14 protein-coding genes are annotated in these 14,632 nt (G+C 47.2%); all 14 read right to left on the bottom strand.

Annotated elements, in window-relative coordinates:
• A partial coding sequence (locus HPY74_16035) for a peptidase (GenBank protein NSW92154.1) occupies window positions 1-742 on the bottom strand: 742 nt, incomplete at its 3' end.
• Between the two features lie 417 nt (window positions 743-1,159).
• The gene (locus tag HPY74_16030) at window positions 1,160-3,076 is read right to left on the bottom strand and encodes a sigma 54-interacting transcriptional regulator (protein NSW92153.1); all 1,917 of its coding nucleotides are present in this window, start codon (window positions 3,074-3,076) and stop codon (window positions 1,160-1,162) included.
• Window positions 3,077-3,201: 125 nt separating this feature from the next.
• Window positions 3,202-3,711 (bottom strand): 3-isopropylmalate dehydratase, encoded by a 510-nt coding sequence (locus HPY74_16025; protein ID NSW92152.1) that lies wholly within the window; start codon window positions 3,709-3,711, stop codon window positions 3,202-3,204.
• Window positions 3,712-3,747: 36 nt separating this feature from the next.
• The gene (locus HPY74_16020) at window positions 3,748-5,010 is read right to left on the bottom strand and encodes a 3-isopropylmalate dehydratase large subunit (protein NSW92151.1); all 1,263 of its coding nucleotides are present in this window, start codon (window positions 5,008-5,010) and stop codon (window positions 3,748-3,750) included.
• A 75-nt stretch (window positions 5,011-5,085) separates the two neighbouring features.
• Window positions 5,086-5,565 (bottom strand): 3-isopropylmalate dehydratase small subunit, encoded by a 480-nt coding sequence (locus tag HPY74_16015; GenBank protein ID NSW92150.1) that lies wholly within the window; start codon window positions 5,563-5,565, stop codon window positions 5,086-5,088.
• Between the two features lie 20 nt (window positions 5,566-5,585).
• Window positions 5,586-6,809 (bottom strand): 3-isopropylmalate dehydratase large subunit, encoded by a 1,224-nt coding sequence (locus HPY74_16010; GenBank protein NSW92149.1) that lies wholly within the window; start codon window positions 6,807-6,809, stop codon window positions 5,586-5,588.
• 58 nt (window positions 6,810-6,867) lie between these two features.
• On the bottom strand, window positions 6,868-7,545 hold the full coding sequence (locus tag HPY74_16005) for an RraA family protein (protein ID NSW92148.1): 678 nt from the start codon (window positions 7,543-7,545) through the stop codon (window positions 6,868-6,870).
• A 27-nt stretch (window positions 7,546-7,572) separates the two neighbouring features.
• Window positions 7,573-8,469: an NAD(P)-dependent oxidoreductase gene (locus HPY74_16000; protein NSW92147.1), complete on the bottom strand. Its 897-nt coding sequence runs from the start codon at window positions 8,467-8,469 to the stop codon at window positions 7,573-7,575.
• 31 nt (window positions 8,470-8,500) lie between these two features.
• Window positions 8,501-10,027, bottom strand: coding sequence for a tripartite tricarboxylate transporter permease (locus HPY74_15995; GenBank protein ID NSW92146.1), 1,527 nt, complete (start codon window positions 10,025-10,027; stop codon window positions 8,501-8,503).
• A gap of 24 nt (window positions 10,028-10,051) precedes the next feature.
• A complete protein-coding gene (locus tag HPY74_15990) occupies window positions 10,052-10,468 on the bottom strand; it encodes a tripartite tricarboxylate transporter TctB family protein (GenBank protein NSW92145.1) in 417 nt (138 codons plus the stop codon).
• A 62-nt stretch (window positions 10,469-10,530) separates the two neighbouring features.
• Window positions 10,531-11,538, bottom strand: coding sequence for a tripartite tricarboxylate transporter substrate binding protein (locus HPY74_15985; protein ID NSW92144.1), 1,008 nt, complete (start codon window positions 11,536-11,538; stop codon window positions 10,531-10,533).
• Between the two features lie 122 nt (window positions 11,539-11,660).
• Window positions 11,661-12,713: an Ldh family oxidoreductase gene (locus HPY74_15980; GenBank protein ID NSW92143.1), complete on the bottom strand. Its 1,053-nt coding sequence runs from the start codon at window positions 12,711-12,713 to the stop codon at window positions 11,661-11,663.
• 143 nt (window positions 12,714-12,856) lie between these two features.
• Window positions 12,857-14,266: an MmgE/PrpD family protein gene (locus HPY74_15975; GenBank protein ID NSW92142.1), complete on the bottom strand. Its 1,410-nt coding sequence runs from the start codon at window positions 14,264-14,266 to the stop codon at window positions 12,857-12,859.
• A 28-nt stretch (window positions 14,267-14,294) separates the two neighbouring features.
• Window positions 14,295-14,632, bottom strand: a 338-nt coding sequence (locus HPY74_15970) for an NAD-dependent malic enzyme (protein NSW92141.1), incomplete at its 5' end; no start/stop codon positions are given.

Genomic DNA, 14,632 nt, shown 5'->3' with positions numbered 1-14,632 from the left:
ATACAGGGGCAGCAACACGGACCATCTCAGGAGCTTCATACACACGGATAAATCCGCCAGACCCAGGAGGATTGTCAGTATGTAGGTCCAGTGGAACATTAACGGTCTGTCGTAATGCTGCCAGCATGGGCAGGCTCAGGTCCCTTACAGGGTTAATGGAGTCGGCTCCCAATCTTTCTAACAGCTTAAAGCTGGCAGGGTTTCCTTGTCCGTTGTGGGCCGAGTTTTTGAACTTCATGTTTGCGGGCAGTTCTCCGGCTTTTCTCATCTCATTGAGTACCCAAAGGAGGCCTTCGTCATAGACCAGCACTCCACGGCAGCCGATTTCAGCAATACGCTTGACATCCTCTATTGCCCTAACGATTTGCTCTTCTCCCCTTAACCTGTACGCTATTACCCTTCCCTGCTCACTCATCCGGGTTGCACTGGTGTCATAGGCTGCCCTTGGGCCAACCGAGAGATTGAGCGCAACACCGTAGTGCTTGCAGATAGCAACGTATTCCTTCAACTCTTCCAAAGTATGACGGAATGCACCGTATGTCTCGTCTATACGGTTAATGGTTACGCCTATCCTGTCAGCCTCTTCCAGAAGGGCTTTACATGCCACGGCAGTGTTGATTGTGGGCACCTCGATGCGGAAATGGGCACCATCAGCGAACCTTTTATCAGATGTAGGCAGGTCAAATGCGTCACCCGCCGGCAAACCCAAGCTTACTAAAAATTCCCTTGTCTTGTCGAACATTTGCCAATACCTCCTATTTGAAATATCGTTGCGCATTTTTAATGCCATCAGGCTATCGCACAGATAACTAATACTATCTCTAAACCACCTCCTCCGTTATTAAACTTGCTTTAGCCCCTTATGGCAGGAATTCTATGAGCAGCAAAACATAATTGACCGACAATTCACAACTTAATAAGGCAAAAAGCATACCAACTTTGCAAGTTGGTATGCTTTTTATGAAGAAACTATTCTTGATTTTCTGTAATGCAGCATTCGCAGTAGTTTCACAGCAGCAGCCGTTATACAAAGAAAACGTTTTGCTGAAAAAAACCCGTTAACAAGAACCTGCTAGGCAAAAAATCTTTATTAAGAACATTTCATAATGAAATATATCCGAGGCAATAATACATTTTGGAATGCTGCTTTTCAAATATATTATAGATCCAGGCTTTTCAGCTTCCTCCACAGCGTTGTAACGCTTATGCCCAGTCTTTCTGCTGCAAGGGTTTTATTGCCTTTAGTATCCTCTAGAACCTTCTTAATTATCTCGCCTTCGGCGTGCTTTAAAAGGCCCTCGCCCGATATAACTCCTACGGAGGTATTTTGCATATATTCTTTTGAGAAATTCGGAGCTCCATTCATTACTTCAAAAATTATATCCACATCAATTTCTTTGCCTTTGCATAAAACCACTGCGCGCTCAATGATATTCTCCAGCTGCCGCACATTCCCCGGCCAGCAATAATTAACCAGTTTGGCCAGTGCCTCGGGGGAAACGCCTTTTATCGTTTTGCCCAATCTCCTGCCCTTCTCTTCAATAAAATAATTGACAAGGGCGGGGATATCCTCAATCCTCTTCCCTAGAGGAGGTATCTCCAGCCTGAGGACACATAGGCGGTAATACAAATCTTCCCTGAATTCTCCCCTTTCCACCTGGCTGTAAAGGTCCCGGTTGGTAGCGGCAATAACTCGTATATCTATGGGTATTACTCTATCGTCGCCCAGCCTCACCACTTCTTTTTCCTGCAGCACTCTTAAGAATCTTGCCTGCAGCATCGGCGACATCTCGCTTATCTCGTCAAGAAAAATTGTTCCCTCATGGGCCAGCTCAAACAGTCCGGCTTTGCCCCCTTTTTTTGCGCCGGTGAAGGCTCCTTCAACATAGCCAAAAAGCTCGCTTTCCAAAAGATTTTCCGGAAGGGCTGCGCAGTTCACCGCAACAAAGGGTTTGTCAAAGCGGGAGCTGGCGTTGTGTATGCTTTGGGCAAACAGTTCTTTCCCGGTTCCTGTTTCACCGAGAATCAATACCGTACTGTCCACTTCAGCATACTGCCTTGCCTTTTCTTTGGACTGAATTATTGCCCTGCTGTGCCCGATGATGTCGTCGAATTTTGCTTTGGCCACATGCCCCTTGTACAAAAGCTTTTTACGGATTTTGCTCTCCATCTTCTGTATCTTGTCCAGCTCCTGAAATGTGGCAACAGCCCCCAACACTTCCCCTTCAACCAATATAGGCACCCTGTTGGTTACAATGGATGTTTCCCCAATATTTTGTATCTCGCCCAATTCCGCTTCCCCTGTTTTGAGCACGTAATCCATTCTGGTATTTTCCACGACGTCATCCACAGGCTTTCCTATAGCCCTTTCAGCCTTAATACCGATTATCTTTTCCGCCACCGGATTGAACACGGTTATGATTCCCTTGCTGTCCACCCCCAAAATCCCATCATAGGCAAAATCAATTATGGATTTCAATATCTCTGTCTTTTCCTTTTCCTTGAGCTGAACTTCAAGTATGTTTTTCGCATGTCTAATTGCTTCAACTATAGTGTCATTCCCGGTTTCTATAAGCACTCCATGGAAACCCAGCTTTTCAACTGCGTCAATTACCGTATATCCTCCAATGAATACCCTTATACCTAACCTGTACAACTGCTTTATCTTTCTGTCCGCTTCTTTTCCATCATTGATAACGGCTGTAGTTATCCTCGTAGAGAAAGTATTTTGCATTATTTTATTGACTCTTTCATAGGCGGAAATCAAATTCTGAAAGCCGACTATACCTATGTTATTTGAATAGGTCACAGCTTTATTGATTGTGTTAATAATGTCAAAGCCGCTGGTCTCCAAGTTAACCACCGGTATCTGCAGATTGCTTTTTATCAGATTTCCCGTTCCGCCCCTGCTGATAATAATGTTGGCTCCGTTTTTAACCACCTGTTTGGCAATCTTTAATCCTTCCTCCAATGAGCCTTGATACACTTCTATTTCTTCGCCAAGGGCGGAAATTAACTGTTTTGCCCTATCCGCCAAATTCTTATCCGGTGCGATAAATACAATTTTTCCTGTCATAGTTTTGTCCACCCCAATAAATTTCAGCGAATATTTATCAATTGAATATTTAAGCCGTTATTTGATAATACTATTATACCATGTTCCTCGAAAAGCCAAAGTGCAAACATATGCCAGAGGACGGATTATGTTTCTAGCTTACCCTGCTCCCTGAGCATTTTTTTTACATAGGGCAGCAGACCACCATTTTCAATAAGACCTCTAACATAATCCGGATATGGTGTGAAAGGGAATTCACCTTTAGATGTCCTGATTACACTGGAGCCAAAGTCTATGGATACCTCTTCACCATTGACAATGCAGTCAACAACCTCAGGACAAACCACAGTGGGAAGCCCTTCATTGAGGCAATTACGATAATATATTCTTGAAAATCCTTTTGCAATAATGGCGCCAATACCACGGGCCTTCAGACATTTAACCGCCTGTTCACGGGCCGACCCGCATCCCCAGTTCTTTCCGGCAACAATTATATCCCCTTTACCGCCTTCCCTATTGAATATGGGGTCCAGGTCCTCAAGGGCGTGATTTCCCATCTCCTGCTCAGTAATCAGGGTATAGGTATATCTGCCAGGATAGATAACGTCGGTATTGACATCGTCTCCGTATTTCCATACCCTTCCGGAAATAATCATAAAAAAACCTCCCCATACTGCCTGGCAAACTCTGCATCAACCAACAAATACCTCCCTGGGGTCCCTTATCTCTCCGCAAAGCGCCGAATAAGCCACGGTCATTGGACTGCCAAGGTAGATAAAGCTGTTCCGGCTGCCCATTCTCCCGCGAAAATTCCTGTTCCCGGTTGAAATGCAGACTTCATCATCGCCCAAAACCCCCCCGGAAACACCTATGCATGGTCCACATCCGGGATGATTTATGGTGCAGCCGGCATCCAGCAGGGTCTGTACTATGCCCTCCTCCACAGCCTGCCGATAGACTTTATATGAAGCGGGATTTACAATGGTGCGCACCGCCACCCTGTGTCCCTTTAAGATATCCGCTGCTATGCGAAGGTCCTCAATCCTTGCGTTTGTACAGGTCCCGATAAAGGCCTGGTCTATCTTCGTCCCCGCCAGCTGGGATGCTTTGGCATAATTGTCCACCCTATGGGGTTTTGAAACAGCGGGCTCAATCTCATCCAGACTGTAGAACAGCTCAGCAGCATATTGCGCATCGCTGTCCGCCCATATTTTTTGATAGTTTGAGCTTTTGGCCCGTCCCTGGAGCGAAATGTCAACCCTTTCATCCGGCCTGCAGACCGCATTCTTTGCTCCCATCTCCACTGCCATGTTGCATAAGGTCATTCGTTCTGAGATGGACATGCCTTCGATGCAGTCGCCATGGAATTCTATGGACATATAATCCGCACCATCGGATTTTACGTCCCCTATGATTTTAAGAATTAGGTCTTTGGCACAAACTCCAGGTTGAAAACTGCCTTTCAAAATGATTTTCATGGATTCGGGCACCTTCAGCCAAATCTGTCCCGTAGCCCAGACAGCAGCCATTTCACTCCTCCCTATCCCGGTTGCAAAGGCTCCCATAGCGCCTTGCGTGCAGGTATGGCTGTCGGTTCCGATAATGACGAGGCCCGGGGCGGCATAGCCTTCCTGGCACATTATCTGATGGCAGATGCCGCCGCAATGATTCAAATCGTAGAAATGTTCAATCCCTTGCTCCACAGCAAGCTTCCGTATTATTCTGTGTATATTGGCATAGGCTTCTGTGGATGCCGGTACAGTGTGATCCAAGATAATCACAATTCTTGAGCTGTCCCATATCTTTTTAGTGCCAATCTCTTGGAAAGTTTTATAGACCGAGGCGGCGTTCTCATGACACATGCAAAAATCCGGCTGTATAGTAACAACGTCACCGGCGCTGACCGATTTCCCCGCCGCTCTCCCAAGGACCTTTTCAGCGAATGTTTTCCCCATTAATACATCCCCTTATATTCCCTTAGCAAATATTTATACCCCGCCCTGAGATTTGAGTGTACCTAATTCCATACGCTATTTCTTTCTATAATAATTGATTATCCCTCCCGAGAGGAGAATGTCTATCATAATAGACGGCAGCGGTGCAACCGCTATCTCCTCTCCCGTTGTCTTATTGATTAGTTTTTCTGAGCCAACCTCGTATTCAAGGACATCCCCGTCGGAGATGGATGAAGTATCGCATTCCAGCAAGGGCAGTCCGATATTGATGGCATTTCTATAAAATATACGCGCGAAGGATTTTGCAGCTATGCCTAATACACCCGCTTCTTTTAGAGCGACCGGTGCCTGTTCCCGCGATGAACCGCAGCCAAAATTACTGCCTGCCACCACGAAGGCACCTCCCCTTACCTTATCGGTAAATCCTGAATCCAAATCTTCCATCGCATGGGAAGCGAGCTCGTTCTTGTCTAGAGTTTTTGTGTATTTACCTGCAATAATTAAGTCTGTGCTGATATCATCGCCATATCTTAAAGCCTTTGCTGATAGCTTCATAGCGAGACCCTCCTTTCGCCTTATACAGCAACACATCTTGGGTCCGTTACCACACCATATAAGGCAGATGCCGCCACAGTGGCGGGGGAAGCCAAATAAACAAATGCCTTATTGTTGCCCATGCGCCCTTTAAAGTTGCGGTTTGACGTTGAAATCACAACTTCTCCGTCCCCCGGCACTCCCCCATGGGTACCGACACAAGCACCGCATCCGGGGGTAAAAAGCACTGCCCCTGCATTTAGCAGATCCTTCAATATCCCTTCTTCGACAGCTTTCAGCAGTATATCTTTGGAAGCGGGAACTACCAAAAGCCGTATGCCGTTTGCAATATGCTTGCCCTTTAAAATCTCTCCCGCTATGCGAAGGTCTTCAATTCGACCGTTGGTGCAGCTCCCCAGGAATGCCTGATTAAAGGGCATGCCCGCTATCTCGCTCACCGGGCAGTAATTGTCAACCGAATGCGGCTTGGCTACGCCAGGCGCAATTGATGTCAAATCAACATCTATGGTTTCACAGTATCGGGCACCACTATCCGCCTCTATGCCTAACCCTGAGTAGCACGTAAAGCCCGTTTTCCCTCCCATTTCCACCACCATGTTGGCTATGGTCAGTCTGTCTGCTTCGGCGCAGTTTTCCAGGTACTCTCCATAAAACTCAAAGGCTTTATAATTGCCTCCGTCTGCACCCAGACAGCCGATGATATAGAGTATAACGTCCTTTGCAGAACATCTAGGCTTTAGCTCCCCATGCAGATTTATGCGAATGGTCTCCGGCACCTTAAACCAGTTTTTCCCTGTCAAAAACGCAGCTCCCATATCGGCAGCGCCCACTCCGGTGGAGAACGCTCCGAGGACACCGTATGTGCAGGTATGGGAATCTGTCCCGAGCACAAGGTCCCCCGGCTTGACAAAACCCCGTTCCACAACAAGCTGATGGCATACTCCCTCTCCGCCTTCAATCAAACATATCCCCTGCTCCTTTGAAAACTTGCGCATCATCATGTGGAGGTTGGATATCCTTTCATAGGGTGCAGGGCAGGCATGGTCCATAATAAGTACTATTTTGGATGGGTCAAAGACCTTAACGCCTCCCATTTCCTCAAAGGTTTTGATAGCCATGGGGCCGTTTGCATCATGGGCCATCAAAAAGTCTATATCGCAAAATACTATATCGCCAGCTGAAACATCCTTGCCCGAATGGAAAGACAGTATTTTTTCGGCAATGGTCTTGGCTTTCACCCTCATCCTCACCCTTCCAGCATATAATAGGCTAAACCGTGATACCCGGGAACACAAAATGCCGCTATAGTACACCCTTTTCACTCAAAATTTTATCTATATCCCTTGATACGATTACGCCCTCTTTAATCTCTACCTTCCGTCTGGCCTCATAGCTCAGTTTTTTTTCAATATTGGGAAGAAGGCCGGCTAAATCGCTTTGGGGCACCACAGCAACGCCATTCACATCACCGACTATTATGTCGCCCGGATTCACCGGTATGCCGCCGCAGGATATGGGATAGTTTATCTCTCCGGGGCCGTCCTTGTCGCAAGCCGTAGGTATAACGGCCTTAGCAAATACCGGAAACCCTAATTCCAGCAGTTCGTCAACATCCCTTACGGCGCCATCGACGACAATGCCTCCCAATTTCTTTTCCAAAGCGGACATGCATATGAGCTCGCCAAGCACTGCATTGGTATAGCAGCCCGATGTATCCACAACCAAAATATCTCCGCTCTGGGCTACGTCAATGGCTTTGTGCAGCATGAGGTTATCCCCGGGCCTTACTTTTACTGTTATGGCCGGCCCTACAATCTTATATTTACTGCTGAGGGGTTTTATCATGTGCTCCATTGCTCCGAACCTTGACATGCCGTCGCATATGTTCGGTGTGCTGTATGCGGAAAGCTGCTCCAGGGCTTCCTTCGAAGGCCTTTCAATCTCGTATCTGATTCTAAACCCGTGTTTTCCGTTGCTCAATGCTTATCACCTGCTCTTTACGAAGATTTATTCACAACCGGTCAGCTTGTCATAGGCATCCAAAATTTGATGGAAGTCCTGCGGGGGAACACCTTGAAAATATTCCTTAAAGCCCATTTGGGTGCACCATCTTAATTTATTTTTGGTGCCTTCAGACATGGTATAATCCACGCCTAGACTTTGCAGAGTCGCAATTACCTCCTCCATTTCGTGTTCGCGCCGAGCTGAATGGATAACCCCTCTGGTCAACAGGTTGTTTATTACTTCAAGGAATGGCCCTTCTTCAAGGGTTTTCTGTATGGAGGACAGGACATCGTCCTCTACCCGGTATTTATGGCTGGCAATAACCGTTTCCAGCAGAATGGTTACAAAACCCTTCATAAAGATGCTTCTGAACATCTTTGATGCAGAAGAACTGCCGGGTTTTTCACCCATATAAGTTATGTCCATGCCATATGCAGAAAACGTTTCTTGGAAATGTCTCGCTCCATTGCCACAGACAGATATGGGAACTTTATGCTTATACACCGGAACCGGTCCCATTACCGCCGCATCCACAAAGGATGCCCCTGTCTCAAGGACTACTTCCGAGACCGCTTCTTTTGTCATAGGAGAGGCCGCGTTTAAATCCGCAAAACATTTCCCCTCCTTCAGGTATGGCTGGGCCTCCTTGGCCAAGGGCAAGGCCAGGTTAGCGCTGACAGCGCTGAAGATAAAGTCGGATTTCTCTATCATCTCAGCCAGGCTTGGCGCCAGAGCAATATTCGCATCCTTGGCCCTTTTCCCAATAATTGCAGCCTGAGGCTCAATGTTCCAGAACTTGTCATAGGCTGTTACCTCGGATATGCCTTCTTCCTTCAAGCCCTTCGCAATATTGTAAGCAGCCTCTCCAAACCCGATAAAACCCACCTTGGGTGTCTTCATGTAATTCTCTCCCTTCGCCTAAAGACGCTGTCTATTCAACATTTCCAGCAGTTTTGCCTCTACTTCCCTTAATTCTGCGATATAAAGGCACACCAACTGAAAGCAGGGTAAATACTATTAGAATAAGAGATATAGGTCTTGAAAGCATAAACAACAGTATATTTTCGCCGTGCGAGATGGCAATTGTACCATTTAGTCCCTTCTCGGCAATAGGCCCCAATATAATTCCCAATACCGTCGGTATGACACTGAAACCGTGGGACTTCATAATATAGCCGAGGAGACCAAACGTTATCATTACATATACGTCAAACACATTGCCCCTTAAGGCGTAAGAGCCTATTACCGTAAGCATCATTACGCATGCCGACAGGATATGTTTGGGCGTATTAGTTACAATGGTGAAATACGGCGCGCAGAAAGTGCCGAACAAAAGCATCATTACATTAGCCAAATACAGTGCAATGATAAAGGTATACACAATGTCTCCGTTGCGCGCGAACAGCTGTGCCCCGGGCTCCAACCCGTGGACCATAAGCCCTCCCATTATAATGGCAGCAACAGAGTCGCCGGGCACTCCCAGAGTAAGCATTGGTATCAATGCCCCGCTCGCCATGGCATTGTTAGCAGATTCCGAAGCTGCAATCCCTTCGGATATACCCGTGCCAAACTTCTCAGGGTGCTTGGATGACCTTTTGGCTTCGTTGTACGCCATGAAGCTGGCTATACTGCCTCCCGCACCCGGCAGCATGCCAACGTAGGTGCCTATCATGGACGACTTCAAATAAATCATCGCATGGCTCTTAATGTGCCTTAGATTAGGGAAGCCTACCTTTATCTTTCTTAACTCAGTGGTATTTATCAAGCTTACGGTGTCTTTGTTCAGATAACTGCTCACCAGAGCCAGGGTCTCCGGTATTGAAAAAAGACCAATCATTGCGGGGACCAACTGCACTCCATCGATTAGGTTTACAATCCCCATGGTAAATCTCGGCGTACCAAGCAGAGGGTCCATGCCAATGGTGCTAATCAGGAGCCCCAAAACCCCTGCAATCAAACCTTTAAAAAGCGACTCTTCGCTTATTGCCGCAATTATTGTCAGTCCGAATATTGCCAGCAGAAAATATTCGGGCGGTCCAAACATCAGGGATATTTTTGCAAGGGGCGGAGCGAATAAAAGCAGTACCGTTACGCCAAAAATACCCCCTAGGAACGAAGCGAACACAGCTTCGCGCAGCGCTTCCCCCGCCAGGCCCTTCTTTGCCATCGGGTGTCCATCCAGAATGGTTGCAGCAGCAGCGGGGGTGCCGGGCGTATTAATAAGAATTGCTGAAATAGAACCCCCGTACATAGCACCTCCGAAAAGAGCACCCAGCAGTATCAATCCCGAAGCGGGAGGCATACCAAAGGTAATGGGCAGCAGTACTGCAACGCCCATGGCCGCGGTAAATCCCGGCAGTGCGCCAAAAATAATGCCCATCAGTGTACCGCCGGCAGCCAGCAAAATATTGGTTACGGTAAATATGTTCTTAATAGCCACCATAAAATTCATATCCATAGAAGCTCGCCTCCGTCATCTTGGCTACATTATCAAACCTTCTGGGAACCAGACATACAGCCATTTTTGAAAAACAAAATAGATGATTGTCAGGTATACCGCTGCTATTATAATATACTTTTTCCAGTCCTTTTTATTGAAAACACTCATATATACCACTGCAAACACAAACGTGGTTGCAAAGAATCCTAAAATCGGAAACACAACAGCATAAGCAACGAGCATCAATGCAGCAGCAACCTTTTCTTTCGATATTATTGACCTAAAGTTATAATTGGGATGTCCTTTGGGAAAAGCAAACAACAGGACACACAAGCCCAAAAAAATCCACAGCAGAAAACGAGGAAATGCAACAATCTCGGGCGGATACCTATAGGATGCCGCATAAAATGCAACAAATACACCTACCAACACCAATGAAATCTTTCTGTCCAGTGCCAACTCACTCGCCCCCTTTTTTGGATTAGGCTGGATTGACTGCAGGTCAATCCAGCCTATTGGACCTATTGCTGAGATAGCTCTTTGCCTATTGGAGTATAGATTTCATACTCTGAACGAATCAGCTCTCCGAACTCCTCCGGACCCAGGTATTTTGCCGGAAGACCCATCTTCTCCATTTCCGCTAAGTATTCGGGGTCCTCGGCGGCTTTCCTGAAGGCTTCCGCAAGTATGTCTATGATTTCCTTGGGTGTGCCTTTGGGCGCTGCAAAGCCCCTGTTGGAAGCAATAACAAGGTCTATGCCGACTTCTTTGAAGGTTGGAACATCGGGAAGCTCGGGCATCCTTTCCTCTGTGGCTACCGCAACAACCTTGGCCGAACCGTCCTTTATCATCCCCAGTACTTCGCCGTAGGTCTGGGCGATAGCATCAATATGGCCTCCCAGGAAAGCAGCCTTCGACTCTCCCGCTCCTCCAAAGTGGACCGGTTGGGCCTCAACTCCCGCAGCTTTATTCATGACCAGAATTGACAGATGCCCTGATGTGCCCGCGCCTGAAGTTCCAATGGTCAGTTTGTTTGGGTTCTCCTTCGCGTACTGAATAAAGCTTGCTGCATCGGTAAATCTTGTCTCATTAGCCCTAACTGCAAATAACCTTGGGTCAGATACCACCAGACAGATTGGTTCTACGTCATCGACCGGATGGTAATTGGCCTTCCTCATGGTCGTCAGTATTACCGAAGCGGAATTGAAACCGCAAATGGTATAGCCGTCGGGCGTAGAATTCACCATCTGGGTAACCCCCACCTCGCTGCCTCCGCCGTCTACGTTTTTAACCACTAGAGGCTGTCCCAAGTACTTTTCGGCATACTTGGCAACAATTCTGGTTCCAATATCCGTACCGCCACCTGCCGCAAAGGGAACTATCAGCGTAATCGGCTTCTCAGGATATTTGATCTTCTGGCTTTCTGCGGAGTTGTCGGCAGGAGCAGCAGGTTGCTTGGTGCATCCAGCGGCTACCGAAACCAATACCATCATGACGATAAGAAAATAGATTGATAACCTGCTTTTCATTAATAAACCCCCTTAGATAATTTGATATTTTTCCGGCTGTTACAATGCTTTAACCAGCAATCACCCCCTATCTTGCCAAATCTCGTTTGAAACTTCATTTCCTCGTTATATTAACTTTACTGTTAAGACTGCAGCTCAGGCGAACCATAACGGTTTGCCAAGTCGTTCAGGGATTTTACTACTTTGCATTCGACAGGGATGCCCTCCCTTTTTCGCTTTTCTTCCAGTTCATATTCGATTTCACCCGGCAAATATATCGAGTTGTTTCCTATTGCACCGAGGGACTTTATGGTGCTGATTACCTGGTCAATGTTGCTTTTGAATGCGTTTGCATCCACAAAGCTTGAGATATTGACAGCACAAAACATATGGCCGGTTTTTGAGGGTCCGCTCATGTCGGTAATATTCTTTACTTCCCCGGTCAGACAGCTGTTTGTCAATACTCCGCATAGAATATCTATCATCAAGGCTAACCCTGACCCTTTTACCCCACCTATGGGAACCAAACTGCCGCCTTTTAATACTTCGTTAGGGTCTGTCGTTGGATAACCATTGTAATTTAGCCCCCAGCCTTCCGGAATCTCCTCACCCTTCAAAGCTGCATACCTGATTTTTCCCCTTGCCACCACAGACATAGACATATCCAAAACGATAGGTCTTCCATGCTGAGCCGGCACGGCGATGGAAAGCGGATTTGTCCCCAATAGTGGAGTAATTGTCCCGTATGGAGCTATGGCAGGGGAAGAATGCGTCAATACTATTCCAATCATATCCGACTTTAAAGCAAGCATAGAATAGTACGAAGCTATACCAAAGTGATTTGAATTCCTTACGCCAACAAGCCCGACTCCATGCGTTTTTGCAATGTCAACAGCGGCATTCATCGCCTTATGGCCTGCAACCTGTCCAAAGCCGTTATCCGCATCCAGCAAAGCTGCAGCGCCGCCTTTCCGCTCAAACTCCATATGGGCATTAAGGGATAAAATCTCCCTTTCCAGCCTTTCAATATAGGTGGGCAGCCTCACAATACCATGGGATTTTACGCCCCTCAATTCAGCAGAAATAAGCGATTCGGCTATTATCTCCGCATCCTCGCCCTTAACTCCTGCCCCAGTCAAAATATTGGTGCAAAAACCCTTTAATATTTCGGCTTTGTATAATTTAGCTCCATCCATACATGGCACTCCTTTGTACCAAAAATAAGTCTATTGTTTAACCCTGCACCGACGCAGCACTGTAGGGTATCCTGCTATAGACTCTGCAGTCCATATTTCTATCCATGATTAACCCTCTTGCAAATGTCCGAAGAAGAGACAATTCAACACTTCAGCATAGAAATGAAGTCTCTAATGTCACAGACTCGTTCAATGCCGAATACTATGTCGACGATTTCCTTTGGCCTTTGGCCATTGAAATAGTGTTCTGTACAGTTAGCAAACTTTTGTATCAGCTCATCACGGGAAACCGGGTTTTCAACCTCACCCTTAGGCAGATTAATCCTTTTGTACAGCCTGCGCCCATCCTTTAAGTATATATACACTTCAGCTCCCTTTGTTTTGGGATTCGAGCTCTCCAAACTCTGATCTGCCTCTATCTTTACTTTTTCGACAAGGGCGTGTATTAATGAATCATTTAGACACTCCGGCTCCAACTCCTTTAATCCAAATTTTCCCTTGGCCAGTGCAGCGCACGCACAGTAGGGTATGCTGAATTTTGCTTCCTCCGGAGTTCTGGGTTTGAATATTTCCCCGGCAAAACTTATCGCTGTAGGGAAGGTCCTTATCAATATTTCATCAATGTCCGAAAGGCTGAAATCGTTTTCATTAAGCAGGCCAAGTGCTGCATCTACCGGAGAATGAGTGTGCCGACAGGAAGGGTAAAGTTTTATATAACAATCGTTAATATGGAATACTTCTTTTAGGTCTTTAAGCATCAAGGCATAATCACATTCATCCGACATGGCTTTGGCAAAACCCTTTTTCCCTTCAATGATTGTTTTAGGTCCCTGTACCCCTTCTTTAGCCAAAAGCGCTGACAGGACACCAGCCTGGGCGGACTTGCCCGGGTGCAGAGCCTTTGCCATCTGTCCGTCTATGGTTACCTCAAGAAGGCCCGCTGCCTGTATGCCCGCAAGGCCTAACGCATTCGCAGTCTTTTCAGCATCCAGCCCAAATAGCTTGGCTGCTGCAGCTGCCGCTGCCAATGTCCCGCAGGTACCGGTGGTATGGTACCCGCGCTGCAAATGGGACGGGTTTACAGAAGAAGCCACTCTGACAAAGATGTCGTATCCTGCTGCAACTGCGGTTATAAGTTCCTTCCCGCTGGCCCCCAAATACTCTGCTGCGGCTAATGCAGAAGAGACCACGGCGACTCCTGGATGTCCTCTTGCTATTCTGTGGCCGTCATCCAATTCAACTACATGGCTTAAAACACCGTTGCAAAGGGCTGCGTTAATAACGGGCACTTTGACTGCAGGGCCAATAATGGTTGCTTCTTCTGCCCCTCCGTTACATATTACTAATTCAGTAAGTCTCTCGCTGAGCAGACTCCCTTTGTTGTAACCGGCTAGCAGGGCACCAATATAATCAAGGATGGCCTCTTTAGCCTTTTCGGTTACACTTTGCGGCAGCCTTTGAAATTCCAATTCGTGTATGAAGCTTGCCAGCTTAATTGTTGCCCCGTACCTGAAGTCCGTATCTTCTTTCGAGTTGATTTCGAGCCCCACCATTTCACCCCCTGCATCTTAAAAAACACGGTTATAGCTTAACCCTGGCAACCCCGCTTTCGACAGCCGCTCGGGCTACGGCTTGCGCCACCGCCGGCGCTACCCTGGGGTCGAAGGCCTTGGGTATTATATAATCCTCAGTGAGCTCTTCTTCGGGTATTATACCTGCCAGCGCATAGGCCGCTGCCAGCTTCATTTCTTCGTTTATGTCGGTTGCCCTTACGTCCAGGGCGCCTCTGAACACCCCCGGGAAAGCCAATACATTATTTATCTGGTTTGGATAGTCCGACCTTCCGGTTCCGACTATGCGAGCACCCGCTTCTTTAGCAAGATCCGGGTCTATTTCAGGCACGGGATTTGCCATGGCAA

It is taken from the genome of Bacillota bacterium (genome assembly GCA_013314855.1).
GTDB lineage: Bacteria > Bacillota > Clostridia > Acetivibrionales > DUMC01 > Ch48.
The sequence above is the reverse complement of the archived record's forward strand: the minus strand, read 5'-3'. Positions and strand labels throughout refer to the sequence as shown.

Coding starts and splice junctions, on each gene's coding strand:
- HPY74_15985 (NSW92144.1), bottom strand. CDS start 11,538: ATGAAAAGCAGGTTATCAATCTATTTTCTTATCGTCATGATGGTATTG.
- HPY74_15995 (NSW92146.1), bottom strand. CDS start 10,027: ATGGATATGAATTTTATGGTGGCTATTAAGAACATATTTACCGTAACC.
- HPY74_16025 (NSW92152.1), bottom strand. CDS start 3,711: ATGATTATTTCCGGAAGGGTATGGAAATACGGAGACGATGTCAATACC.
- HPY74_16015 (NSW92150.1), bottom strand. CDS start 5,565: ATGAAGCTATCAGCAAAGGCTTTAAGATATGGCGATGATATCAGCACA.
- HPY74_16030 (NSW92153.1), bottom strand. CDS start 3,076: ATGACAGGAAAAATTGTATTTATCGCACCGGATAAGAATTTGGCGGAT.
- HPY74_16010 (NSW92149.1), bottom strand. CDS start 6,809: ATGAGGGTGAAAGCCAAGACCATTGCCGAAAAAATACTGTCTTTCCAT.
- HPY74_16020 (NSW92151.1), bottom strand. CDS start 5,010: ATGGGGAAAACATTCGCTGAAAAGGTCCTTGGGAGAGCGGCGGGGAAA.
- HPY74_15975 (NSW92142.1), bottom strand. CDS start 14,266: ATGGTGGGGCTCGAAATCAACTCGAAAGAAGATACGGACTTCAGGTAC.
- HPY74_15980 (NSW92143.1), bottom strand. CDS start 12,713: ATGGATGGAGCTAAATTATACAAAGCCGAAATATTAAAGGGTTTTTGC.
- HPY74_16000 (NSW92147.1), bottom strand. CDS start 8,469: ATGAAGACACCCAAGGTGGGTTTTATCGGGTTTGGAGAGGCTGCTTAC.